The organism is Pseudomonas sp. 210_17 TE3656 (assembly GCF_054821965.1).
This window is the reverse complement of record NZ_JBTRBC010000001.1, coordinates 1,233,670-1,257,741: the sequence shown is the minus strand read 5'-3', so window position 1 is coordinate 1,257,741 and position 24,072 is coordinate 1,233,670. Positions and strand designations below refer to the sequence as shown.

Genomic DNA, 24,072 nt, shown 5'->3' with positions numbered 1-24,072 from the left:
TGTCGCCAGGCTTTCCCTGCCCACGGCGACTGGCTAAGCTCAGGCTTCGACATTCCCGCAGAGGTCTGATGTATGCCCCAGCACTGGCCGGCCGCCGATATCGCCCGGATGATCCTCGATGGCTTCGACGATTACCGTGAGCATTTTCGCCAGATCACTATTGGCGCCCGCGCCCGCTTCGAGCAGGCTCAATGGCAACAGACCCAGAGCGCCTCGGCGGCGCGGATCAACCTCTATGAGGAAAAGGTCAGCGAAGTCAGTACCTGGTTGCATCAGGCATTTGACGCCGAGGTGTTGCTGGAGGTGGCGCAGTGGCCGCTGGTCAAAAGCGCGTACATCGGCCTGATCGACCCGCGTCTGGACGATGAGCTGTCCGAGACCTGGTACAACTCGATCTTCTGCAGCCTGTTCAGCCATGACCTGATCAGCGATGGCTGCATGTTCATCCATACCACCCGGCCTTCGTTGCGCAGCCACGAGCGCGCGGCCCAGACGCGGACCTACCGGCCACAGGGCGGCCTGGCCAGTGTGCTGGCGCAAGTCTTCGACGATTATTGCTTCGACGTGGCCTATGGCGATCTTGCCGGCGACCTGGCGCGGCTCGAAGGGCAACTGCGCGAAAACCTGCCGGACTGGGTGTGCAAAGACCCGGCATTGGCCGTGGAATTGTTCACCCCGGTGCTGTACCGCAACAAAGGTGCCTACCTGGTCGGGCGCCTGTATACCCAGGATGAACAGTGGCCGCTGGTGATCCCTTTGTTGCACCGCGAAGGCCACGGCATCGAGATCGACGCGCTGATCACCGATGAGGCCGAGGTGTCGATCATCTTTTCCTTCACCCGTTCCTATTTCATGGTCGATGTGCCGGTGCCTGCCGATTTTGTCAGCTTCCTCAAGCGCATCCTGCCGGGCAAGCACATTGCCGAGCTGTACACTTCGATTGGCTTCTACAAACATGGCAAGTCGGAGTTCTACCGCGCCCTGATCAATCACCTGGCCAGCACCGACGACCGCTTCATCATGGCGCCTGGTGTACGTGGCATGGTCATGAGCGTATTCACCCTGCCGGGCTTCAACACCGTGTTCAAGATCATCAAGGACCGTTTCTCGCCGTCCAAGAGCGTCGACCGGGCTACGGTGATCGAGAAGTACCGTCTGGTGAAAAGCGTCGATCGGGTCGGGCGCATGGCCGATACCCAGGAGTTTTCCGACTTTCGCTTCCCGTTGAGCAAATTCGAACCTGAGTGCCTGGCCGAGTTGCTGGAGGTGGCGCCTTCGACGGTGCAGGTGGAAGGCGACACTGTGCTGGTGCGCCACTGCTGGACCGAACGGAGGATGACTCCGCTCAACCTCTACCTGGAAAACGCCAACGACGCCCAGGTGCGTGAAGCGCTGGAAGACTACGGTCTGGCCATCAAGCAGTTAGCGGCGGCGAATATCTTTCCCGGCGACATGTTGTTGAAGAACTTCGGCGTTACCCGGCATGGTCGTGTGGTGTTTTACGACTATGACGAAATCTGTTTTCTCACCGAGGTCAATTTTCGCTACATCCCGCCACCGCGTTATCCCGAGGACGAAATGTCCGGCGAGCCGTGGTATTCGATTGGTCCGCTCGACGTGTTTCCCGAAGAGTTTCCGCCGTTCCTGTTTGCCGACAGCGGGCAGCGCCGGCTGTTCAGCCAGTTGCATGGTGAGTTGTACGATGCCGATTACTGGAAGAGCCTGCAGGAGGCGATTCGCGGCGGTAAGGTGATTGATGTATTCCCTTACCGGCGCAAGGCTCGGGAGTGTTGAACAGTATCGCGGGGCAAGCCCGCTCCCACAGACCTACCCCTTCATACACTTGAGCTGACTGAAGTCCTTGCGCACCTGGCTCAGTTTCAGCTCCAGGTGCTGGCGCTGCTGTTCGCTGCTCTGGGCCATGATGTCGACCAGCAGTCGCTGGGCTTCTCGTTCAGCGCGCTGATTAACCTGGCGGTACTCCGGGGTCCACAGGCTTTCGCGGTTTTTCAGCAGTTGTTCAAGGCGTGGCTCGAAACTGGCGCTTTGGCGTTGTTCCATGGCCTCGCTGAAATGCGCCTGCCAGTTCGCCCGGTTGGCGATTGACTGACGGTTCTGTTCACCCAGACCTTGCGACCAGGTCATGATGCGCACCTGTTGTTGCGGGCTTAGCTCGCCCAGCCAGGGGGTCAAACGCTTTTCCATACGCTCGGCACGCGCCTGGATCTGCCGGGGCAGGGGTGTTTTGACGAACTTGGCCTGGCGCTCGCGGATGTCGTCAGTAAAGGCCTGGCGCATCTCGCGCACCTGTTCATCGTCCATGGCCCTGAGCAACTGCGCCGCGGAAGGGGTGATCTGATCCGCGACCTTGGCGATGGCCTGTTTGGCTTCCTGTGTGCGGACCTGCAGTTGCTGCTCGGTGACCTGGCCGTTGGCGACCATCTGTCGGACTTCATCGATCCAGGTCAGGTATCCCGGCAGCTGCGTACGGCAATGCCAGGCCAGGTGCTGTTTCAGGCGCTGATTGAGCCAGGTCTTTTGCTGGCGGTTCATGTTCAGGTAGTCGTTGAGCGTCCAGGGCACCAGTACATCGAGGTTGCGGTAGGCCAGGTCGATGCGGCTGCAGGCCACGGCCAGCAGGGCAGGCACGAGCAGGAACAGGCAGGGGCGCAGGTACTTGCACAGGCAGGCGTACATGAGCGAATCCTTGCAGTGGCTTGCTTGTCTTTATAGATCAGCATGGCGCATTGCGGTTCCTTTTGCCGGTTGGGTGTAGAATGCCGACCTCGCAAAGAGGATTTCCGGAAATGGCTTTAGTTGGGCGTTACAACAGTTTGCAAATCGTGAAACACACGGACTTCGGCCTGTACCTGGACGGCGGCGCGGATGGCGAAATCCTCCTGCCTAACCGCTACATTCCCAAGGACACGCCCACTGAGGTCGAAGACTGGCTGAACGTCTTCGTCTACCTGGACAGCGAAGACAAGCTGATCGCAACCACCGAAAAGACCAAACTGCAGGTCGGTGAGTTCGCCAGCCTCAAGGTCAAGGAAATCAACAGCATCGGCATCTTCCTCGACTGGGGCCTGCCGAAGGACCTGTTGATGCCGTACTCCGAAGAAAAGCGCCAGATGAAAGCCGGCGAATACTGCGTGGTGCATGCCTACCTGGACAAACGCACCCGCCGCATCACCGCTACCGCGCGCCTGGACCGCTACCTGGATAAAGTACCGGCCACCTACACGGTTGGCCAGGAAGTTGATTTGCTGGTGGCCGAAGAAACCCCGATGGGCTTCAAGGCGATCATCAACAACAAGCACTGGGGCTTGATCCACAAGAACGAGGTGTTCAAGTTCCTGCGTTCGGGCAAGCAGGAGAAGGGTTACATCAAGGAGCTGCGCAGCGACGGCAAGATTGCCCTGAGCCTGCAGCCGATTGGTCAGGACCTGGCCAACAGCCTCAACGACAAGATCCTTGCCAAGCTCAAGGACGCCAACGGCGTGCTGCCGGTCAGCGACAAGAGCGACCCGCAGTTGATCAGCGATTTGTTCGGGGTCAGCAAGGGCAACTTCAAGAAGGCCATCGGTGCCTTGTACAAGGATGGCCGCATCGTCATCCACGCTGACCGCATCGAACTGGTCTGATCAGACCTGCTTGAAACCTGCAAAGCTCAGGCTTTCACCGCCTGGGCGCAGGTCTTGGAGCATCGAGTCGCGGTCAGCGCTCAGCGCCAGGCTGATGGTCGAGCGTCGCTTGCCGGGGTGGCGCACTTCCATCTTCTCCAGATGGGCCTTGAGGAAGTTCACCGGCACCTTCAAGTGCTGCAACTCGTCGGTCTCGGGCGTGTGCAGCAGCAGGTTGACCCAGTCGGCTGCCCCTTTGCGCAGTACCAGCTTCACCGGCACATCGAACCACCACAGGCTGCGCTTGCTGTCGAGCACGGCGAACAGGGTGTTGTCGCTGGAGAGCACCGGTTTTCCCAGTTCCAGGTTACGACGGGCAATGGCGGCGGGTTTGTCGAGTTTCATGCAGGTTCCTACGGGTGACGCTTGAAAGGTCGGCTATTGTGCTGGCAATGCGGCGAAACATAAAGCGGCGAGCGCTGGGGCTGGAACTTTCCTTGGGCTTTGATCTCAATTTGATGGCGCATTAAGGTGTCACCTTCGTCAACGATCAAACAGTGCCAGGGAAGAGGGTCCATGAAAATACTGATTGCCCTGCTGATGATGCTCAGCAGCTATGCGTATGCCGGTTGCGGGAGTATCAGGGACGCGGATCAGCGCAACTATTGCTATGCCAGAGAAGGCGGTAGCGGCTGTGGTTCCATTCGCGATGCCGACCTTCGTAATGCCTGCTATGCAGAAACCCGCGGTAGCGGCTGTGGCTCCATTTCCGACAGTGATCAACGTAACTATTGCTATGCCAGGCAAGGCAGCAGTGGCTGTGGTTCCATCCGCGATTCCGACCTTCGCAATGCCTGCTATGCAGAAACCCGCGGGAGCGGCTGTGGCTCCATTTCTGACAGTGATCAACGCAATTATTGCTATGCCAAGCAAGGCAAGGGCAGTTGCGGGAGTATCAGAGACAGTGACTTGCGCAACCAGTGCAATGCGTTGAAACCCTGACAGGCGGGTTTTCGACTGCTGTTACGATTCCGGGCAAATAATTGAAACTCTGCGTACAGGCCACCGGTCCACTGACTGTCGACGCCGACAGCCCGATTTTCCGTTTCAGGAGAACTCCCATGAGTGGCACCAAAGATAAAGTCAAAGGTTTGGCCAACGAAGCGGTTGGTAACATCAAACAAGGTATCGGCAAGGTCACCGACAACGACCGGCTACGCGCCGAAGGCAAGGCTCAGGAGATCAAAGGCGAAGCCCAGCAAGTGGCCGGCAAGGTCAAGGATGCAGTGAAAAAGCCTTGAACGATGTAAGGGTAGTTAGCCAACGGCCACCAAGGGTGGCCGTTGTGCTATCTGCCGCAAACAATAGCAACTTGGCGGCGATCGTCGTTTAGACTTCAGTGCAGACCTTAGTGAGGAGCCGAGCTCATGTCCCTCGAGCGGCGAAAGGAGACGCTATGATTTTCCCCGACCTGCGCGGCTTGCCGTTGCATCGCGTGCTGGTGCGCACCGTCAAGGAGTTTCTCGATGACGAGATGTCTACCTATGCCTCGGCATTGGCCTACCAGATGCTGTTCTCGCTGTTTCCCTTCCTGTTGTTCCTGATTGCGCTGATCGGCTTCCTGCACTTGCCGGACTTTTTCTCCTGGCTGCGCTTGCAGTCGGAGCTGGTGTTGCCGCCCCAGGCGCTGGAACAGGTCAACCCGGTGATCGACCAGTTGCAGCAGTCCAAGGGGGGCCTGCTTTCGGTCGGTATCGTTATCGCCTTGTGGACCGCGTCGGCGGGCGTGCGGCTGATGATGAGCGCGATGAACGCGGCCTACGATGTGGTCGAAGGCCGCCCGGTGTGGAAGCGCATTCCCTTGTCGGTGATCTATACCGTGGGCATTGCCGGCATGTTGCTGGCCACGGCCGCCTTGATGGTGCTCGGGCCGCAGGTCATGGAATGGATTGCCTCGCAGATCGGCATGCAGGAGTTCATTGTCACGGTGTGGACGATACTGCGCTGGCCGGCGATCATTATTTTGATGATGATGGCGGTGGCATTGATCTATTACGTAATGCCGGATGTTAAACAGGAGTTTCGTTTTATTACCCCGGGCTCGGTGCTGGCCGTGGTGGTGTGGATCATCGCTTCGTTGGCGTTCGGTTATTACGTAAAGACCTTCGCCGACTATAATGCGATGTATGGCAGCATTGGTGCGATCATTGTCTTGCTACTGTATTTCTATATTTCTGCTGCCGTTTTGTTATTGGGGGCGGAAATGAATGCGGTGATTGAGCATATGTCTGCCGAGGGTAAGAATCCGGGTGAAAAACAAGCCGGTGACGCCCCCCACGAACATGATAAAAAGCATGTTTCCGGGTTGGGACGCGATCATTCGCTCGATCACCCGGCCACGCCGGAAGGTGAACCCTTGAGTCGCACATCCCATGATTCGTGACATTCTGAAAATGGGCGATGAGCGCTTGCTGCGCATCGCTCCACCGGTACCGCAGCACCTGATCGGCAGTGCCGAGCTGGAGCAACTGATTGCCGACATGTTCGAGACCATGCGCCATGTCGGCGGCGTAGGCCTGGCCGCGCCGCAGATCGGTGTTGACCTGCAGCTGGTGATTTTCGGCTTTGAACGCAGCGAGCGTTATCCGGATGCCGAGCCGGTACCGCAGACCATCCTGCTCAATCCGCTGATCACGCCAGTGGGCACAGAAGTGGAAGACGGCTGGGAAGGCTGCCTGTCGGTGCCGGGCCTGCGCGGTGTGGTGCCGCGTTTTCGCTGTATTCGTTATCAGGGCATCGACCCGCACGGCCAGGTGATTGATCGCCTTGCCGAGGGCTTTCATGCCCGGGTGGTGCAGCATGAATGCGATCACCTGATCGGGCGCTTGTACCCTTCACGGATCCACGACTTCAACAAGTTCGGCTACACCGAGGTGTTGTTCCCCGGGCTGGATCCTGCCAGCGACGACTGAGGGCGGGCCATTGCCAGCAGTGGCTTGCTGCGCTGGTAACGCGCCAGGCGTTCGGCCAGCGTGGCGGGCAGCCCGGTGCAGGAGCTGAAGCCCTGGCGCTGGTAGAAGGGAGCGAGGTCAGGATGGCAGAACAGCCAGGTCGTACCCTCGCTGCTGTGCATGGCTGTCTCGATCAAGTGCCGGGCAATCTCTCGGCCCCTCCAGTTTTGCGCCACCCATAACCCGGTCAGCCAGCTGCCACCGGGTACGGGCGTCAAGCACAACGCCGCGACGATTTCCTCCGCCCGAGCCACCCAGAGCTGCCCTTGCGCGGCTGCGCGCATGGGCGAACCCTGGATTTTGTAGAATTTATTCAGCAATGGCCGCTCGGGGCCGGTCAGCAGGCAGTAGCGTAAGGTGGTCACGGCGTTCGTCCGGCAAGGCTCTGGCCCGGGCTTTTACACCGACAGTTGCAAGCTGTCGAGGGTGAAAACCCTGTTCTATTGTTGCAGATCCCGTAACAGTGAATGTTCGGTTCAGGGATTTAACCCTGTCTGGCAACTTGTAAACTATGTTTGTCCCCACAAAAAAGTAACAGTGGGACCGGTACTTCGTGTTATGTCCTTAGTGTCTGATGTAACAACTTCTCCGCGCCGCTATTGGCCAATGAAGTCAATCGATTAGTTTGATTGCTTTGCAGGCTTATTGTTATGAAAAGTTTACTTGTCCTTGCTCTTGTCGGTGTGTCTTCCTTTGCTCTGGCTGATGAAGTTAACACGGCCAGTGCTCAGCCGGCTGTTCAACAGTACGATTATTCGACCAACCTGGATATTGCCAAGGTTATCAGTCTGTCGACTATTCCGAATGTCTGTGAAGTCGTGCCGGCGACCATGGTCTACGAAGATCATCAAGGTCAGCGTCATACCCTTGAGTACCGCGCCATGGGTAACGGTTGCACCAACGGTTGATCCCGCCTTATCGGCGCTCGCGCTCCAATAGCTGACGCTTGCGCTCAACGCCCCAACGGTAGCCCGAAAGGTTGCCGTCGCTGCGCACCACCCGGTGACAGGGGATGGCCACGGCCAGGGCGTTGGCCGCACAGGCCTGGGCCACAGCGCGCACCGCTTTGGGCGAGCCGATCCGTTGTGCGATCTCGGCATAGCTGGCCGTTGTTCCCGCCGGGATTGCCCGCAAGGCCTGCCAGACCCGCTCCTGAAAGGCCGTGCCGCGCAAGTCCAGCGGCAAGTCCAGGCCAATCCCCGGTACCTCGATCAATCCAACCACTCGGGCCACCAGGGTTTCGAAGACGGCATCGCCACCGAGCAAGTCGGCCTTGGGAAACTTGTCCTGCAAGTCGTGCAGCAATGCCTGCGGATCATCGCCGAGGAGGATTGCGCAGATACCGCGTTCGCTTTGTGCCACCAGGATCGCACCCAATGAACATTGACCGATGGCAAAGCGGATAGCCGTGTTGGCGCCGCCATCTCGATAGGCCCCCGGGGTCATGCCGAGGCGGGCATTGCTGGACTCGTAAAAGCGGCTGTTGGAATTGAAACCGGCCTCATACAGGGCATCCGTGATGGTGCTGGCGTGCTGCAATTGATTGCGCACCTTACTTGCCCGGTGGGCTGAGGCATACGCTTTTGGCGTTACCCCGGTAATGGTCTTGAACACCCGATGAAAGTGGAAAGGGCTCATGTTCAATTGCTCGGCCAGTTGATTGAGGCTGGGCACTGACTCGGCACTTTCAATCAATTGGCAGGCGCGGGTGACTTGCGCCCGATGCTGTTCGGCCATCAGCGTCTGGTCTGCCGCGCGCCGTTTGCTCGGGCGATAGCCTGCGGCTTCGGCTTGTGCCGGGGTGTCAAAGAACTCGACATTGTCGATACGCGGCAGACGCGAGGTACTGCTGGGCCGGCAGTACACACCGGTGGTGCGTACGGCATAGACAAACTCCCGGTCGGCTGCCGGGTCGCGGGCCAGGATCGCTTGCCAGCGTGGGTCGTTTTCGCTGATGCGGGGTTTGTCTTGGCGCATGCCGGGAATCTCTTGTTGAGTAATGATGGACTCAGGTTAAGGCGAGCATCAGCGAAGAAAACTCCGGGTCTTGCGTTCAAACTCGTGGATTCGGTACCCGCCACAGGTACCAGGCGGCAATGGTGCGGTAAGGGCTCCAGGTCTGACCGAGTTCAATCATCTGGCGGCGAGTGGGCTGGGTGTCCAGCCCTTGCAGGCGACGGTAGCCCTCACGCACGCCAAAGTCATCGGCGGGCAGGATGTCCATGCGCTCCAGGGTGTAGATCAGCAGCATCTCCACGGTCCAGCGGCCGACGCCACGCAAACTCACCAGACGTTCGATCAGTTGCTCATCATCCAGTGCCAGCGCCTGTTCGTGGTCTGGCACCACACCGTCCTGACGTGCCTTGGCGATACCCTGGATGGTGGCCAGCTTGCTGCCGGAGAAACCGCAGGCGCGCAGCTGTTCGGGCGAAGTGGCCAATACCTGCTCTGGGCTCGGAAAGTCACAGCCCGGATACAGCGCAAGGAAGCGCCCGAGTATCGCATCGCCGGCTTTCACATGCAGTTGCTGGTAGGCAATTGCTCGCACCAGCGCCTGATACGGGTCACGCTCGGGGCGCGGTTGATGCAGGCAGGGGCCGATGGCCTGAATATGTGCGGCCCATTTGGGATCAAGCGCGGCGAGAAACTGCTCGGCCTGGTTGAACAAACTACTCATGGTCTCTCCATGGCGTGGGCCACGCGCTCCAGCGCCTGCTTCAGTTGCGCACGGCTGCTGGCTGCAGACAGGCTGATACGAACCGCCGCCAGGTCGCCCTGTTTTACGGCAAATACTTCGGCCGGGACCACCTCTACCGCGTTAGCCCGACAACGTTGCACCAGCGTTTGCGCCGGCATCGCACAGCTTACCCAGATATGCGGCGAGGGATGCAGGCCGAAGAGCCGCTCACTGCCGAGTATCTTGCGTGCCAGGCGCCAGCGCTGTTCGACCTCTGCGCGTTGCCAGGCCAGTCGCCGGCTGGCCGTACCCTCACTGATCCAGCGGCAGGCGATCTGCAGGTTCAGTGGCGATACCTGCCAGTGGGTCGCCTGTGCGTGCGGGTCGATTTTAGCCAACAGCAGCGGGTCAGCAACGATCCAGCCCAGGCGCAGTCCGGCAGCAACGGTCTTCGACAGACTGCTGATCAGTATTCCCTGCTGGCCCAGTAACGGCCACAACGGCGGTTGGTCGGTCAGCGCGCCGTAGACATCGTCTTCGATCAGCAGCAGGCCGTGGCGATGCACCACCTCGGCAATGGCCTGCTGGCGTTCGCGGCTCATGCAGGCACCGGTGGGGTTTTGCAGGCTGGGTGTGAGCACCACCACCCGTGCGCCGGTTGCGCGGGCGACGCGGTCGAGGTCATCGGGAAGGATACCCTCGCGGTCCAGGGCAATACCGTGCAGGGGCAGGCGTAGCTGGCGGCAGGCAGCCTTGATGCCGGGGGCCGTCAGGCTTTCGACCAGTACCGGATCGCCCGCCTGGCACAGCGACAGCAACAGACTGAACAGTCCTTGCTGGGCACCGCCGCATAGCAGCACCTGGCTAGCGCTCACCTGCAACCCCCGGTTGGCCAGCCAGGCAGCCCCTTGTACGCGGGCCAGGAGCAGTGCGTCGGCACTCAGGTAATGCTCCAGGCTGCGCACTTCGCCGTCCTGCAGCAGGGCCTGCAGGGTGCGTTCGATGTCATGGTTGTCGGGATCGATCACTGGCACGTTGGTCGACAAATCGATCAGGCTGGGCTGCGCGGTTTTTTGTTTCAGATGAAACAGCGTGGCTTCTTTGCTGCCAGCCAGCACATAGGTGCCACGTCCGACCTCGCCGCTGACCAGATGCCGGGCGGCAGCCTCACGGTAGGCCTGCTGGGTGGTACTGGGGTTGAGCCCCAGCGCCCAGGCCAGACGCCGTTGCGGCGGCAGGCGTGCGCCGACCGGCAGTTCGCCACGCTCGATGGCTTCGGCAATGGCATCGACCAGTGCCAGGTAACGGGGTTGCCCGGTGTCAGGCAGGGTAGGGGTCCACATTTATTGTTGGCCATGCAATATAAACTTTTACCCATACAATGAACCGGCGCTAGGATCAGGTCAAACCCACTGCTACCGAGGTGTTCCATGTTCGACCTGACTGCCCTGCGTGAAGCTGCCCGTCTGGTGCATGCCAGTGTGCCCGCCACTGCTCAATATGCCTGGCCACGGCTGGCCGAGCGGCTGGGTTGCGAGGTCTGGGTCAAGCATGAGAACCATGCACCGACCGGTGCGTTCAAGGTGCGCGGCGGTTTGCTTTACGTGCAATGGTTGCTGGGGCAAAAACCGCAGGTGCGTGGCCTGGTCACCGCCACCCGTGGCAATCACGGGCAGAGCATGGCTCTGGCGGCGCGTAACGCCGGGCTGCCGATCATCATCGTGGTGCCGCAAGGTAACTCGCGGGAGAAGAACGCGGCGATGCGCGCCCAAGGTGCGGAGTTGATCGAATACGGCGCCGATTTCGACCAGGCCCGTGAAGAGGCCGCACGTCAGGCGCAACTGCATGACTATGAAATGGTGCCGTCCTTCCACCCGCAACTGGTTCGCGGTGTGGCCACTTATGCTCTGGAGTTGTTCGAAGCGGTTGCGGATCTCGATTGCGTGTACGTGCCCATCGGTATGGGCTCGGGAATCTGCGGGCTGATCCAGGCCCGTAACCTGCTGGGCTTGCGCACCGAGATCGTTGGCGTGGTGTCGAGCGCCGCCGATGCCTTTGCCTTGAGCGTTGAACAAGGCCGCATCGTCACCACCGCCACGGCGAATACCTTTGCCGATGGCATGGCCTGCCGCATGCCGGTGCCGGAAGCCTTCGAGATCATCCGCCAGCACGCGGCGCGGATCGTCAGGGTCAGTGACGAGGAGGTGGCCCAGGCGATTCGCATCTACCACGAGGACACCCACAACACCGCCGAAGGCGCCGGTGCGGCGGGGCTGGCGGCGCTGGTTCAGGAGCGCGAACGCCAGCGCGGGCGCAAGGTGGCCGTGGTGCTCAGTGGCGCCAATATCGATCGAGAGCGGTATGCGCAGGTGTTGGCGGGGTGAGTCGAAGGGCAATTTCTTCCAATACAGCCGCGCTGAATCCCGCTTTAATAGCGCCTGCCTTCAACGCTGTCTATGGAATGCCCTATGCCTTTTTCCAACGGATTTCTCCTCAGCCTCTCCCTGTGCCTGGATATCGGTATCGCCAATATCGCCATGATCACCCTGGCCATGCAGCGCGGGTTTCTTCAGGGTTTCTGGCTGGGCCTGGGGACGTGTGTCGGTGATCTGTTGTATGCGGTGGCGGCCCTGGCTGGCATGACCGTGTTGCTGCAGTTCGAGACCGTGCGCTGGGTGCTGTGGCTGGGCGGTTCGGTGTTGCTGGTGTGGTTCGCGGTGAAAATGCTGCTGGCAGCGTGGCGTGGCGAAGGTCATGTGCAACCCGGCGAAGTGGTGGTGGAGTCGTCCTGGCGTGAGTTTTTGCGCGGGATCTTCCTGGCCATGTCGTCACCCAGTGCGATCCTCTGGTTCGCGGCGGTAGGCGGTGTGCTGATTTCGCGCTCCGGTGGCGGCAGCCTGATGGAGGCGGGCCTGTTCCTGTCAGGATTTCTTGCAGCAGGGCTGCTCTGGTGCCTGTCACTTTGCCTGATTGCCAGTCATGGCGGGCGGCTGCTCGGTGACCGGCTGCTGACCTGGTCTTATCTGCTTTCGGCAGGCATCTTCTGCTACTTCGCGGTCTATGTGATTGCCTCCGGATACCGCGAGTTCATCCTTGCCGTGCCAGCGGCCACAGCGGGTCTATAATCAGTCGGGGTACCCGTGTGCAGGTGCCATCAGGCCGGAGGATCTTCGAGATGAAAGGTCTTGATGCGAAAAAAATGGCCAAGAAAAAACCCCTGAAAACCGCTGATGAAAAACGCGCCGCCAAACGCGCCAAACGCTCGGCAGCCAGTGGTTTTCTCCCATGACAATGGCCTGGGGCCCCGCAAGGGGCTCCTGGTTCAAATAAGGCAAAGGATATGTCTAACCCGACTCAAGTTGCCGTTCAGCCCGTACGCTTTGAGCAGGCCGATGGTTTCACCATCGCCGGTATCGGTGGTCGCTTCTCGCAGTCCACCATCAGTCAGATTCCTCAACTGTGGCAACGCTTCGAGCCGCACCTCGGCAAGGTCCCGGGACAAGTCGGCGAGCATACCTACGGCGTTTGCTGCAACGCCGACGGCAAAGGCCATTTTGACTACATCGCTGGTGTGCAGGTGGCGGAGGTAAGGGTGCTGCCTGCCGGCTTCCAGCAGGTCGAACTCAAGCCCCAGCGCTATGCCGTGTTCGAGCACCACGGCAGCCTCGATAACCTCAAGGCTACGTTCCAGGCCATCTGGAACGACTGGTTACCGCAATCGGGTGAACAGGCTGCCCAGGCGCCGGAGTTTGAGCGCTATGGCAAGGATTTCGATCCTTTTGCCAGCCTCAGCGTGATGGAAATCTGGTTGCCAGTGGGCCGCAAAAAATAATCCGCTGCGACTGTCGAATCCCTGCGTCCTCATTCGACCATCTGTGAACGCGCCGATTCGCTCGGCGCCTGACCGTTGTCGAATCGCAGAGGACACGACCATGAGCAGCGTCGCCGAAAACGAAGTCCGTCAACTTATCGAACGCTGGATTCCAGCTGTTCGCGCCCGGGACATCCCCGCCATCACCGCTCCTTACGCCGATGACATCGTCGCCTTTGATGCCATCAAAGAACTGCAGTTCAAGGGTAAGGCCGCCTATCAGGCTCATTGGCAAGCCTGCATGGAGCTCTGCCCTGGTGAAATGATTTTCGAGATGGAGCAGTTGCAGATTCATGCCACGCCGGAGCTGGCGCTGGCCCACTGGCTCAATCGCTGCGGTCCGCCCATCGAAGAGGGTGGTGAGGATAAAAGCTGTTACATGCGCGTCACCGCTGGCTACAAGCGCATCGATGGGCAGTGGAAAGTGATTCATGAGCATTGGTCGGCGCCATTCGACATGGAAACCGGTGCCGCCCTGTTCGCGCTCAAGCCTTGAGCTGAGAGCGTCGAGGATTATGCCGAATTGCACTTTGCATCCGCTGTGGAGACGACGATGAAATACCTTTGCCTGGTCTATTGTGAAGAGAGTCTGTTGCACAGCTTGCCCGACAGCCCTGCGGATGCCGAGTGCATGGCCTATGCCGAGTCGATTCAGGGCAGCGGCCGGATGCTCGCCGCCGAGGCGCTCAAGCCGGTGCAGACCGCCACCACCGTGCGTGTTCGCGGTGGCCACATGAGCCTGACTGATGGGCCTTTCGCCGAGACCAAGGAACAACTGGCCGGCTTCTATCTGGTTGATGCCCGCGACCTGAATGAAGCGCTGAACATTGCCAAGGGAATACCTGCCGCCAGGGTCGGCAGCATCGAGGTGAGGCCGATCCGCGAGCTCCAACCCTGAGACGCAGGAGAACAATAATATGAGCCTCTACCCCCCTGGCAATGCGCAGTACGAACTGTCCTTGACCCGCGTGATCGATGCACCGCGCAGCAAGGTGTTCCGGGCCTGGACCGAACCCGATCTGCTTGCGCAATGGTGGGGCCCCAACGGTATGACCACGCCCTTGTGCGAAATGGAGTTGTGGGTGGGAGGGTTGTTTCGCACGGTGATGCAGGCCCCGGATGGTACCGAATACCCGAATCAGGGGGTGTTCCTGGATATTGTCCCCCCTGAGCGGATTGTCTTCACCGATGCCTTCGGGCCGGGCTGGGTGCCGTCGAACAAGGCGTTCATGGCCGTGGTGGTGACCTTCGAGGAGCATCAGGGCAAGACCAAGTACACCGCACGCGCGCTGCACTGGAATGCCGCCGATTGCCTGGCACATGAAGAAATGGGCTTTCATCGCGGCTGGGGTGAAAGCCTGGATCGCCTGGTCGCACTGGTGACCACCCAGATGCCGGGCTGATGACGACGCTGGTTCAGGTGCGGGCCGAAGTCGAGTCGGTCTACAGGCGCGAGTCGCGCCGGATCCTGGCGACCCTGATTCGCTTGCTGGGTGATTTCGACCTGGCCGAAGAGGCCATGCACGAAGCGTTTTTCGTCGCGGTTGAGCGCTGGCAGCGCGATGGCATTCCTGCCAATCCACGGGCCTGGCTGGTGTCCACCGGACGCTTCAAAGCCATTGACGGGTTGCGGCGAAGAGCCCGTTTCGACCGCTCGCAGACGCAGTTGATGATGGCGCTGGAGGCGCGGCAGGAGGATGAGGTGACAGACCAGGAGCTGGAAGATGATCGCCTGCGCCTGATTTTCACCTGCTGTCATCCGGCGCTGGCTGCCGATGCTCAGGTACCGCTGACCCTGCGCGAAGTCTGTGATCTGACCACTGAGGAAATCGCCCGGGCTTTTTTGCAAAGCCCGGCGACCATTGCCCAGCGAATCGTGCGGGCCAAGGCCAAGATCCGCGATGCGCGGATTCCCTATCAGGTCCCGTCACTGGCGGAGCTGCCCGAGCGTCTGGACAGCGTGCTGCGGGTCATTTATCTGGTGTTCAACGAGGGCTATTCGGCGTCATCGGGTGACAACCTGATGCGCAATGACCTCAGTGATGAAGCGATCCGCCTGGGGCGACTGTTGCAGCAGTTGCTGCCGGACCCGGAAGTGCTCGGCTTGCTGGCATTGATGCTGCTGCAGGCGTCGCGACAGGCGGCTCGCAGCGATGAGAATGGCGATTTGATCCTGCTGGATCAGCAGGACCGCAGCTTGTGGAATCGTGCATTGATTGCCGAAGGCTGCCAGTTGGTGCAGCAGGCGCTGCGCAGTCAGCAGCTCGGGGTGTACAGCTTGCAGGCAGCGATTGCTGCGGTGCATGCCGACGCGGCCAGTGCCGAGCAGACGGACTGGGAAGAAATCGTCGGTTTGTACGATGTGCTGCTGCGCGGATGGCCTTCGCCGGTGGTCGAACTCAATCGCGCCGCGGCCCTGGCGCGGCGCGACGGACCGCAGGCAGGGTTGCTGGCGGTGGAGGCGATTCTGGCGCGGGGGCAGTTGCAGGATTATCACCTGGCCCACAGCGCCCGCGCCGAACTGTGTCGGCAACTGGGGCGCCTGGATCAGGCCCGTGATGCGTACCGCACCGCCCTGGGCCTGACCTCGCAAGGTGCAGAGCGGCGCTTTATCGAGCGCCGCCTGAGCGAGTTGTGAGCTTCAGCCGATGGTGATCGGCGGCGGGCTGACCAGGTCGACAGTCTGCTGTTTGCGCGGGGCGAGGATTTCAGCCTCGCCATCGACCACCAGCTCATCATTCTGGTTGAACACGCGGGTGGCGATGCGCACCTTGAATTTCGGCAGCTTTTCGAGGATTTCCAGGCGCACGGTCAGGGTGTCGCCGAATTTCACCGGCTTCTGGAAACTCATGGTCTGACCCAGGTAGATGGTGCCCGGGCCAGGCAGCTCACAGGCCACCGCGGCGCTGATCAGGGCACCGCTGAACATACCGTGGGCGATACGCTCCTTGAACATGCTCTTGGCGGCGAACTCGGCATCCAGGTGCACGGGGTTGTGGTCACCGGACATGGCAGCGAACAGCTGGATGTCACGTTCTTCGACGGTCTTGCTGAAACTGGCGGTCTGGCCGACTTCAAGGGCTTCGTAAGGCGTGTTGGTGACCTGGGTCATCGATTCGGTTCCTGCTAGGGGCACGGGGGCGGCCGTCATTCGCTGCGGGCAGGGCGGCCAATGGCCAGGGCCTGTTCCAGCCAGTCGATGATCGCGGCCGTGACCTCGTCACGGTTGGTTTCATTGAGCAGTTCATGTCGCGCTTTGGGGTATAGCTGCAACTGCACATGCTGGTTGCCGGCCAGGCGCAAAGCACCGGCCAGATCTTTGAGACGCTTGCCGGCACTGACCGGATCACATTCACCGCCCATCACTAGGATCGGCAGGTTCGGATCGATCTGTTTGAGGTTGGCCGGCTGGCTGATCTGTTCAAGCCCCATCAGCAGGTCGATCCATAAACGATTGGTGCAGCGGAAGCCGCACAACGGGTCGGTCACATAGCGGTCGACTTCGGCGTTGTCGCGGCTGAGCCAGTCGAAGGCCGTGCGTGTGGGTTTGAAGGCCTTGTTGAAGGAGCCAAAGGACAACCAGTCGATCAACGCACTGTGGCCCAGAGGACCCTGACGCCAGGCTTCGATACGGGCAATCACGCACGCTGTGCGGTACAGCGCCGGGGGCTGGAAGTTCGAGCCGCTGAGGATGGCGCCTTGCAGGCTGGCGCCATGGTGCATCAGGTACGCCTGGGCAATGTAGCTGCCCATGCTGTGGCCGAAGAGAAACACCGGGGTACCGGGAAACTGCTGGCCGATGTGCTGACTGAGCATGCCCAGGTCGTTGACCACCGCGCTCCAGCCATCGTGGCGGGCAAACAGGCCCAGGGTGCCGAGTTCGGCGGTACGGCCATGACCGCGCTGGTCATGGGCAATCAGTGCATACCCCGCCGCAGTCAGGGCCTGGCCCAGGCGTTGATAGCGGCCGGCATGTTCGGCCATGCCATGGGCCAGCAGCACCACTGCCTTGATCGGCGTACTGGGCAGCCATTGGTAGACATAAAGGCTGCAGTGATCGCTGGCCGCTAGCCAGAACGCATCGTGGTGCATGGCGAGTCCTTGTGCGCACAGGTGAGTAACTCAGCTCAGTGTATAACCCAAGCGTGCAATCGAAGGGCAGCGACAAACAAGATTCACAATGTAAATGACAGCGCTTGGCATATTTGCCACCTGCGGCATACCTGCTAACGTCGGCACAGCACCTTCTTCGCCAAGCAGGCAAGGGGACCGGAACGGCTCAGGTATGAGGACAAGAATAAATGCAGGCTGATTTCTGGAATGACAAGCGCCCGGCAGGCGTTCCTTCGAACATTGACATGAATGCTTACAAGTCTGTGATCGAAGTGTTCGAACGCTCGTGCAAGAAGTTTGCTGACCGCCCGGCGTTCAGCAATCTCGGGGTGACGATGACCTATGCTGAGCTCGATCGTTACTCTGCGGCCTTTGCCGCCTATCTGCAGCAACACACCGATCTGGTGCCGGGCGACCGTATCGCGGTGCAGATGCCCAATGTGCTGCAGTACCCGATCGCAGTGTTTGGCGCCTTGCGCGCCGGGCTGATCGTGGTCAACACCAACCCGCTGTATACCGCTCGCGAGATGCGTCATCAGTTCAAGGATTCCGGGGCACGGGCGCTGGTCTACCTGAACATGTTCGGCAAACTGGTGCAGGAGGTACTGCCCGATACCGGCATCGACTTCCTTATCGAAGCGAAGATGGGCGACATGCTGCCGGCGGCCAAGGGCTGGCTGGTCAATACCATTGTCGCCAAGGTCAAGAAGATGGTCCCGGACTACCATCTGCCCCAGGCTGTGCCGTTCAAGAGCGCGTTGAGTCAGGGGCGTGGCGTAGTGCCCAAGCAGGTCTCGCTGAGCCTCGGTGATATCGCTGTGCTGCAATACACCGGCGGTACCACCGGCCTGGCCAAGGGCGCAATGCTGACTCACGGCAACCTGGTGGCCAACATGCTTCAGGTGCTGGCATGCTTTTCCCAGCACGGCCCCGATGGCCAGCGGCTGATCAAAGAGGGCCAGGAGGTGATGATCGCACCGCTGCCGCTCTACCATATCTATGCCTTTACCGCGAATTGCATGTGCATGATGGTGACCGGCAACCACAACGTGCTGATCACCAATCCGCGAGACATTCCAGGCTTTATCAAAGAGCTGAAAAAGTGGAAGTTCTCCGGGCTTCTCGGCCTGAACACCTTGTTCGTGGCGCTGATGAATCACCCGGAATTCAAGAACCTGGATTTCTCCGCGCTGAAAGTCACCAACTCCGGTGGCACCGCGCTGGTGACAGCCACCGCCGAGCGCTGGGAAAGCCTGACGGGCTGCCGCATTGTCGAAGGCTATGGCCTGACGGAAACCTCGCCGGTGGCCAGCACCAATCCGTACGGCAAGCTGGCGCGTCTGGGTACAGTGGGCATTCCAGTGCCGGGTACGGCATTCAAGGTCATTGACGATGCAGGCAACGAACAGCCGATGGGCGAGCGGGGCGAGTTGTGCATCAAGGGCCCGCAAGTGATGAAAGGCTACTGGCAGCACCCTGAGGCTACGGCCGAGGCGCTTGATAGCGAGGGCTGGTTCAAGACCGGTGATATCGCGGTGATCGATCCTGATGGTTTTACCCGGATTGTCGATCGCAAGAAGGACATGATCATCGTTTCCGGTTTCAACGTGTACCCGAACGAGATCGAAGAGGTGGTCATGAGCCACCCGCAAGTCGCCAACTGCGCGGTGATCGGCATTCCAGACGAGCGCTCCGGCGAAGCCGTGAAGCTGTTTGTGGTGCCGCGTGAAGGCGGGGTGAGTCTTGAAGAGCTGAAGGCTTACTGCAAAGCCAACTTCACCGGCTACAAAGTGCCCAAGCACATCGTGCTGCGCGATTCGTTACCGATGACGGCGGTAGGCAAGATCCTGCGCCGGGAGCTGCGCGATATCGCCTGACGTCCAGGGTGGGCGCGGGCTTCTGTGGGAGCGGGCTTGCCCCGCGATGCGCTGTACCTGACACAGCGCATCGCGGGGCAAGCCCGCTCTCACTTTTATGCATAAACCGGTTGTTTAGGTTTTTTACTCTAAAAATGACCATTGCATAATCAAGAGTCATTTTCGTGACTATTCGGCCTGCTTTAGCTCTAGGCGACCCTTTGCAAAGCTGCTACTCTCGGCCCGCTTCTGATGATCTGGTTTGCAATAAACCGTAATCTTATATCAATAATAATCGCATCGACTGCGGTGAAGAATTCGCTGGTGCTGGAGGAGTGGGCTTCCATGATCGAAAATTTTTGGAAGGATAAGTACCCAGCCGGGGTTGCGGCGCAAATCAACCCTGATGAGTACCCGAATATCCAGGCAGTATTGAAACAGTCCTGCCAACGCTTTGCTGACAAACCAGCCTTTAGCAACCTGGGCAAAACGCTTACCTACGGCCAGCTGTACGAGTTGTCGGGGGCCTTCGCCGCCTACCTGCAGCAGCATACTGACCTGCAGCCCGGCGATCGTATCGCCGTGCAACTGCCCAACGTGCTGCAATATCCGGTTGCCGTATTCGGCGCTATGCGTGCCGGCCTGATCGTGGTGAACACCAACCCGCTGTATACCGCACGGGAGCTGGAGCACCAGTTCAATGACTCCGGTGCCAAAGCGCTGGTGTGTCTGGCCAACATGGCGCACCTGGCCGAAAAGGTCGTGCCCAAGACCCAGATCAAACACGTTATTGTCACCGAAGTGGCCGATATGCTGCCACCGGTAAAGCGCCTGTTGATCAACAGCGTGATCAAGTACGTGAAGAAAATGGTCCCGGCCTACCACTTGCCCAAGGCGCTGAAGTTCAATGATGTATTGAGCAAAGGCGCCGGCCAGCCGGTGAAAGAAGCGAGCCCCGACAGCAATGATGTGGCCGTGTTGCAGTACACCGGTGGCACCACCGGGGTGGCCAAGGGCGCGATGCTTACCCACCGTAACCTGGTGGCTAATATGCTGCAGTGCCGGGCGCTGATGGGCTCCAACCTCAATGAAGGTTGCGAGATCCTGATCACCCCGTTGCCGCTGTACCACATCTATGCCTTCACCTTTCATTGCATGGCAATGATGCTGATCGGCAACCACAACATCCTGATCAGCAACCCGCGCGACTTGCCGGCGATGGTCAAGGAGTTGTCGAAGTGGAAGTTCAGCGGCTTTGTCGGGCTGAACACCTTGTTCGTTGCCCTGTGCAACAACGAAAACTTCCGCAAGCTGGATTTCTCGAACCTGAAAATCACCCTGTCGGGCGGCATGGCCCTGCAGATGAGTGTCGCCGAACGCTGGAAAGCAGTGACCGGTTGCGCTATCTGCGAAGGTTACGGCATGACCGAAACCAGCCCGGTGGCGGCGGTCAATCCGGCCGAACAGAACCAGATCGGTACCATCGGCATTCCGGTGCCTTCGACCCTGTGCAAGATCATCAATGACGAAGGCGTCGAACTGCCGCTGGGTGAAGTCGGTGAATTGTGCGTCAAAGGCCCGCAAGTGATGAAGGGCTACTGGCAGCGCCTGGATGCGACCACCGAGATCCTCGACAGCGAAGGCTGGTTGAAGACCGGTGACATCGCCCTGATCCAGCCTGATGGCTACATGCGGATTGTCGATCGCAAGAAAGACATGATTCTGGTGTCTGGATTCAACGTATATCCCAACGAGCTTGAAGACGTGCTGGCTGCGTTGCCGGGCGTGTTGCAGTGTGCAGCCATCGGCGTGCCGGACGAGAAATCCGGTGAAGTGATCAAGCTGTTCATCGTTGCACGGCCTGGCGTGACCCTGACCAAAGAGCAGGTGATGGAGCACATGCGTGCCAATGTCACCGGCTACAAGGTGCCGCGTTTCATCGAGTTCCGTGATGCACTGCCGACCACCAACGTCGGCAAGATCCTGCGTCGCGAGCTGCGTGATGAAGAGCTGAAAAAGCTGGGTCTGAAGAAGATCGCTTGAGTCAGTAATCGCGGGGCAAGCCCGCTCCCACCAGGGTTATTGAGTCCCCGGTGGGAGCGGGCTTGCCCCGCGATGCATTTAGCCTCAGCGCAATTTCTCAAGCATCTGGTAATACCACATCCCCGCCGCCAGCAACGGATTGCCCAGCACATCGCCCATCGGCACCTTGATGTGTTTGCAGCCTGCAAAGGTATCGAATTTCTCCAGCGTTCCGGTCAGCGCCTCGGCCATGATTTCGCCCATGATGTGGCTGGTGGCGATACCGTGCCCGGAGTAGCCCTGGCAGTACCAGACATTGTCGGAAAGCTTGCCCAGCTGCGGAATGCGGTTGACCACGATACCCATGGCACAACTCCACTGGAACTCGATCGGCACGCCCTTGAGTGCCGGGAAGGTGCGCTCGATGCACGGGCGCAACTCGCCAGCGATATCCCGCGAGTCACGGCCTGAATAGTTGGCACCACCGCCGAACAACAGGCGGCCATCAGCGGTCAGGCGGTAGTAGTCGAGGACAAAGCGACAGTCATACACCGCCAGGTCCTGAGGGTTGATCTGCGCGGCCAAGTCGCCCAGCGGCGCGGTAGTGACGATGCCGCCCATGGCCGGGAAGATCTTGCCCTTGAGCTGGCGCTTTTCCAGTTTGTGGTAGACGTCGCCCGCCAGCATGATCTGCTTGGCTTCAACCCGGCCCTGGGCGGTGACGACGGCAGGCTGGTCGCCATGGATAATCTCCAGCACCTCGGAATTCTCGAAGATCAGCGCGCCCAGGCTATGCGCTGCACGGGCTTCGCCCAGGCACAGGTTGAGCGGGTGCAGGTGCAGGTTGCGCAGGTTCTTCAGCGCGCCCAGGTACAACGGGCTTTGCAGGTGTTCGGCCATGGCGTTGCGATCGAGCAACTGCACCTGGTCGCCCATGCCGCGGCGCTGTGCTTCGGCTGCGAAAGACTGCAGCTCATGCATGTGCGAGGCCTTCATCGCCGCATGCAGGTGACCGCGCTTGAGGTCGCAGTTGATGCCGTAGCGTGCGACCCGCTGTTCGATGATCTGGTGCCCGCGCCAGCGCAGGTGCCAGATGAAGTCGTCGACGTCCTCGCCGAGCTTTTCGCGCATCTGCTTGCGCATCGCCTCGTCACCCGAAAGGCTGCCAGTCACCTGGCCACCGTTGCGACCGCTGGCGCCCCAGCCGATGCGGTTGGTCTCGACAATGGCGACTTTCAGGCCGCGTTCGGCCAGCTCGACGGCGCTGGCCACGCCGGTAAAACCGCCACCGATGATTGCCACGTCGACCTTGACCGTGCCTTTGAGCGTTGGGTACTGGGTGGTGTCGTTGAGGCTGGCGGTGTAGTAGGAAGCACTGCGTTGAGCGGTGCCGGTGTTCACGGCTGCGTTCATAAAAAATCCTTGGCGCAAAAATAAAGTGGATCAGGCCTGGGTCAGGTACCAGCGCCAGTCCTGTTCGCCGACTTCGGCCATGAACTGTCGGTACTCGGCACGTTTGACCGCCAGGTAGACACCGAGAAAGGCTTCGCCGAATGCCTCACGAGCCCAGTCCGAGGCCTCCAGGGCCTTGAGCGAAGTGAGCCAGTCGGTGGGCAGCAGTTCCTTGGCCTGGGCATAGCCGTTGCCTTCGACCGGAGCGCCCGGATCGAGCTGCTGGCGGATGCCCTGGTGCAGGCTGGCGAGGATCGCGGCGGCAGCCAGGTAAGGGTTGGCGTCGGCGCCACAGATGCGATGTTCGATGTGCCGGCTGTTGGCCGGGCCGCCGGGAACGCGCAGGCTCACGGTGCGGTTGTCGACACCCCAGGTCGGCGCCAGCGGTGCATAGCTGTTGGCCTGGAAGCGGCGGTAGGAGTTGGCGTTGGGGCAGAACAGCAGCAACGAGTCGAGCAGGTGCTTGAGCATGCCGGCCACTGATTGACGCAGCAGCGGTGTGCCGGCCTTGTCTTCGCTGGCGAACAGATTGTTGCCGTGGGCATCAGCCAGGCTTACATGCATGTGCATGCCGGTGCCGGCCAGGTGATCGAAAGGTTTGGCCATGAAGCAGGCCTGCATGCCGTGCTTGTGTGCCACGCCTTTGACCAGACGCTTGTAGCGCACGGCCTGGTCCATGGCCAGCAGTGCATCGCCATGTTCAAGGGTGATTTCGACCTGGCCCGGGGCGTATTCGGAAATCGCCGTGCGTGCCGGGATGCCCTGGGCCTTGCAGGCGCCGTAGAGGTCGGCGAGGAACGGCTCGATCTGCTCCAGCTCGCGCAGGCCATAGACCTGGGTGCCACGCGGACGTCCGCCATCGCTATCCAGTGCCGCTTGCGGGCGACCCTGGTGGTCACGCTTCTGGTCGAGCAGGTAGAACTCCAGCTCGCAGGCCATGACCGGATGATAGCCTTCGGCCTTCAGCGCATCGATCACCTTGACCAGCAGGTGGCGCGGATCGGCGATGGTGGCTGGCAGGCCTTCGCTGGGGTGCATGCTGACCTGCACTGCTGCGGTCGGAATCTGCCGCCAGGGCAAGCGCACCAGGCTGTTTTCCAGCGGATAGGCGCGGCAGTCGATATCACCGACGTCCCACACCAGTCCCGAGTTTTCTACATCGTCGCCATTGAGGGTCAGGCCGAGAATGGTGCTGGGCAGGGGGCGACCGCTTTCATATACCGCCAGCAGTTCCTCGCGGTGCAACAGCTTGCCGCGGGGCACGCCGTTGGCATCGAGGATGAACAGCTCGATCATCTCGATATCAGGATTGTCAGCCAGGAATGTTCGGGCCTGTTCGATGGGGGCAAATTGCATGCGGTTCTCGCTCGCGCCGTCAGGCGCACAGGACTGTCTTCGCCAAGGGGCGACAGTCATGGACAGGTAGGCCAAAGGTTGGCCGATATAT

The 24,072-nt window shown here is 60.2% G+C and carries 26 protein-coding genes; 16 read left to right on the top strand and 10 right to left on the bottom strand.

Annotation, left to right across the window (positions count from 1 at the left end; all coding sequences use genetic code 11):
• Nucleotides 1-72: 72 nt before the first annotated feature.
• The gene (gene aceK / locus ACVI9W_RS05930; RefSeq protein WP_461529465.1) at nucleotides 73-1,794 is read left to right on the top strand and encodes a bifunctional isocitrate dehydrogenase kinase/phosphatase; all 1,722 of its coding nucleotides are present in this window, start codon (nucleotides 73-75) and stop codon (nucleotides 1,792-1,794) included.
• Between the two features lie 33 nt (nucleotides 1,795-1,827).
• Here the strand turns inward: aceK and ACVI9W_RS05925 are convergent, their stop codons facing one another.
• Nucleotides 1,828-2,697 (bottom strand): DUF6279 family lipoprotein, encoded by an 870-nt coding sequence (locus tag ACVI9W_RS05925; RefSeq protein ID WP_461529464.1) that lies wholly within the window; start codon nucleotides 2,695-2,697, stop codon nucleotides 1,828-1,830.
• A gap of 110 nt (nucleotides 2,698-2,807) precedes the next feature.
• Between ACVI9W_RS05925 and ACVI9W_RS05920 the strand changes: the two genes are divergently transcribed.
• Entirely contained in the window at nucleotides 2,808-3,644 is an 837-nt protein-coding gene (locus tag ACVI9W_RS05920) for a CvfB family protein (RefSeq protein ID WP_461529463.1), read from the top strand.
• On the opposite strand, the gene ACVI9W_RS05915 is transcribed toward ACVI9W_RS05920, so the two are convergent.
• The gene (locus tag ACVI9W_RS05915; protein ID WP_038613634.1) at nucleotides 3,645-4,028 is read right to left on the bottom strand and encodes a hypothetical protein; all 384 of its coding nucleotides are present in this window, start codon (nucleotides 4,026-4,028) and stop codon (nucleotides 3,645-3,647) included.
• A 171-nt stretch (nucleotides 4,029-4,199) separates the two neighbouring features.
• Between ACVI9W_RS05915 and ACVI9W_RS05910 the strand changes: the two genes are divergently transcribed.
• The 4 genes from ACVI9W_RS05910 to def all read left to right on the top strand — a co-directional run bounded on the left by ACVI9W_RS05910 (nucleotide 4,200) and on the right by def (nucleotide 6,595).
• Nucleotides 4,200-4,625, top strand: coding sequence for a hypothetical protein (locus ACVI9W_RS05910; protein ID WP_461529462.1), 426 nt, complete (start codon nucleotides 4,200-4,202; stop codon nucleotides 4,623-4,625).
• 119 nt (nucleotides 4,626-4,744) lie between these two features.
• Nucleotides 4,745-4,924: a CsbD family protein gene (locus ACVI9W_RS05905; RefSeq protein WP_038613633.1), complete on the top strand. Its 180-nt coding sequence runs from the start codon at nucleotides 4,745-4,747 to the stop codon at nucleotides 4,922-4,924.
• A 155-nt stretch (nucleotides 4,925-5,079) separates the two neighbouring features.
• Nucleotides 5,080-6,066: a YihY/virulence factor BrkB family protein gene (locus ACVI9W_RS05900; RefSeq protein ID WP_157193614.1), complete on the top strand. Its 987-nt coding sequence runs from the start codon at nucleotides 5,080-5,082 to the stop codon at nucleotides 6,064-6,066.
• A complete protein-coding gene (gene def, locus ACVI9W_RS05895) occupies nucleotides 6,056-6,595 on the top strand; it encodes a peptide deformylase (RefSeq protein WP_461529461.1) in 540 nt (179 codons plus the stop codon). The genes ACVI9W_RS05900 and def overlap by 11 nt, the downstream gene beginning before the upstream one ends.
• On the opposite strand, the gene ACVI9W_RS05890 is transcribed toward def, so the two are convergent.
• Nucleotides 6,547-6,999: a GNAT family N-acetyltransferase gene (locus ACVI9W_RS05890; RefSeq protein WP_461529460.1), complete on the bottom strand. Its 453-nt coding sequence runs from the start codon at nucleotides 6,997-6,999 to the stop codon at nucleotides 6,547-6,549. The two genes, def and ACVI9W_RS05890, sit on opposite strands and share 49 nt — an antisense overlap.
• Before the next feature lie 285 nt (nucleotides 7,000-7,284).
• On the opposite strand from ACVI9W_RS05890, the gene ACVI9W_RS05885 reads away from it, so the two are divergent.
• Nucleotides 7,285-7,542: a DUF2790 domain-containing protein gene (locus tag ACVI9W_RS05885; protein WP_461529459.1), complete on the top strand. Its 258-nt coding sequence runs from the start codon at nucleotides 7,285-7,287 to the stop codon at nucleotides 7,540-7,542.
• A gap of 7 nt (nucleotides 7,543-7,549) precedes the next feature.
• On the opposite strand, the gene ada is transcribed toward ACVI9W_RS05885, so the two are convergent.
• The 3 genes from ada to ACVI9W_RS05870 form a co-directional block, all read right to left on the bottom strand.
• Nucleotides 7,550-8,611 (bottom strand): bifunctional DNA-binding transcriptional regulator/O6-methylguanine-DNA methyltransferase Ada, encoded by a 1,062-nt coding sequence (gene ada, locus ACVI9W_RS05880; protein ID WP_461529458.1) that lies wholly within the window; start codon nucleotides 8,609-8,611, stop codon nucleotides 7,550-7,552.
• A gap of 76 nt (nucleotides 8,612-8,687) precedes the next feature.
• Nucleotides 8,688-9,311 (bottom strand): DNA-3-methyladenine glycosylase family protein, encoded by a 624-nt coding sequence (locus tag ACVI9W_RS05875; protein ID WP_461529457.1) that lies wholly within the window; start codon nucleotides 9,309-9,311, stop codon nucleotides 8,688-8,690.
• A complete protein-coding gene (locus ACVI9W_RS05870; RefSeq protein ID WP_461529456.1) occupies nucleotides 9,308-10,654 on the bottom strand; it encodes an aminotransferase-like domain-containing protein in 1,347 nt (448 codons plus the stop codon). The genes ACVI9W_RS05875 and ACVI9W_RS05870 overlap by 4 nt, the downstream gene beginning before the upstream one ends.
• 87 nt (nucleotides 10,655-10,741) lie before the next feature.
• Here ACVI9W_RS05870 and ACVI9W_RS05865 point away from each other — a divergent pair, with 87 nt between their 5' ends.
• The 7 genes from ACVI9W_RS05865 to ACVI9W_RS05835 all read left to right on the top strand — a co-directional run bounded on the left by ACVI9W_RS05865 (nucleotide 10,742) and on the right by ACVI9W_RS05835 (nucleotide 15,820).
• On the top strand, nucleotides 10,742-11,695 hold the full coding sequence (locus tag ACVI9W_RS05865; RefSeq protein ID WP_461529455.1) for a threonine dehydratase: 954 nt from the start codon (nucleotides 10,742-10,744) through the stop codon (nucleotides 11,693-11,695).
• Nucleotides 11,696-11,779: 84 nt separating this feature from the next.
• Entirely contained in the window at nucleotides 11,780-12,436 is a 657-nt protein-coding gene (locus tag ACVI9W_RS05860) for a LysE family translocator (protein WP_422419493.1), read from the top strand.
• Between the two features lie 215 nt (nucleotides 12,437-12,651).
• Nucleotides 12,652-13,143 carry a GyrI-like domain-containing protein gene (locus ACVI9W_RS05855; protein ID WP_461529454.1) on the top strand — a complete coding sequence of 164 codons (492 nt, stop codon included), beginning with the start codon at nucleotides 12,652-12,654 and terminating at the stop codon, nucleotides 13,141-13,143.
• 100 nt (nucleotides 13,144-13,243) lie between these two features.
• Nucleotides 13,244-13,678 (top strand): YybH family protein, encoded by a 435-nt coding sequence (locus tag ACVI9W_RS05850; RefSeq protein WP_461529453.1) that lies wholly within the window; start codon nucleotides 13,244-13,246, stop codon nucleotides 13,676-13,678.
• Nucleotides 13,679-13,735: 57 nt separating this feature from the next.
• A complete protein-coding gene (locus tag ACVI9W_RS05845) occupies nucleotides 13,736-14,080 on the top strand; it encodes a YciI family protein (protein ID WP_038613614.1) in 345 nt (114 codons plus the stop codon).
• A 19-nt stretch (nucleotides 14,081-14,099) separates the two neighbouring features.
• A complete protein-coding gene (locus ACVI9W_RS05840; protein ID WP_461529452.1) occupies nucleotides 14,100-14,585 on the top strand; it encodes an SRPBCC family protein in 486 nt (161 codons plus the stop codon).
• Complete coding sequence (locus ACVI9W_RS05835; RefSeq protein ID WP_461529451.1) at nucleotides 14,585-15,820, top strand: RNA polymerase sigma factor; 1,236 nt, start codon at nucleotides 14,585-14,587, stop codon at nucleotides 15,818-15,820. The genes ACVI9W_RS05840 and ACVI9W_RS05835 overlap by 1 nt, the downstream gene beginning before the upstream one ends.
• A gap of 3 nt (nucleotides 15,821-15,823) precedes the next feature.
• On the opposite strand, the gene ACVI9W_RS05830 is transcribed toward ACVI9W_RS05835, so the two are convergent.
• Together ACVI9W_RS05830 and ACVI9W_RS05825 are read right to left on the bottom strand one after the other, a co-directional pair.
• Nucleotides 15,824-16,294, bottom strand: coding sequence for a MaoC family dehydratase (locus ACVI9W_RS05830; protein WP_010223082.1), 471 nt, complete (start codon nucleotides 16,292-16,294; stop codon nucleotides 15,824-15,826).
• Nucleotides 16,295-16,329: 35 nt separating this feature from the next.
• Nucleotides 16,330-17,274: a lysophospholipase gene (locus ACVI9W_RS05825; RefSeq protein WP_461529450.1), complete on the bottom strand. Its 945-nt coding sequence runs from the start codon at nucleotides 17,272-17,274 to the stop codon at nucleotides 16,330-16,332.
• A 209-nt stretch (nucleotides 17,275-17,483) separates the two neighbouring features.
• Between ACVI9W_RS05825 and fadD2 the strand changes: the two genes are divergently transcribed.
• Nucleotides 17,484-19,172 carry a long-chain-fatty-acid--CoA ligase FadD2 gene (fadD2, locus tag ACVI9W_RS05820; RefSeq protein WP_461529449.1) on the top strand — a complete coding sequence of 563 codons (1,689 nt, stop codon included), beginning with the start codon at nucleotides 17,484-17,486 and terminating at the stop codon, nucleotides 19,170-19,172.
• Between the two features lie 324 nt (nucleotides 19,173-19,496).
• Nucleotides 19,497-21,194, top strand: coding sequence for a long-chain-fatty-acid--CoA ligase FadD1 (gene fadD1 / locus ACVI9W_RS05815; RefSeq protein ID WP_461529448.1), 1,698 nt, complete (start codon nucleotides 19,497-19,499; stop codon nucleotides 21,192-21,194).
• A gap of 84 nt (nucleotides 21,195-21,278) precedes the next feature.
• On the opposite strand, the gene ACVI9W_RS05810 is transcribed toward fadD1, so the two are convergent.
• The gene (locus ACVI9W_RS05810; RefSeq protein ID WP_461529447.1) at nucleotides 21,279-22,586 is read right to left on the bottom strand and encodes an NAD(P)/FAD-dependent oxidoreductase; all 1,308 of its coding nucleotides are present in this window, start codon (nucleotides 22,584-22,586) and stop codon (nucleotides 21,279-21,281) included.
• A 30-nt stretch (nucleotides 22,587-22,616) separates the two neighbouring features.
• On the bottom strand, nucleotides 22,617-23,981 hold the full coding sequence (locus tag ACVI9W_RS05805; protein WP_461529446.1) for a glutamine synthetase family protein: 1,365 nt from the start codon (nucleotides 23,979-23,981) through the stop codon (nucleotides 22,617-22,619).
• Between the last annotated feature and the right edge of the window lie 91 nt (nucleotides 23,982-24,072).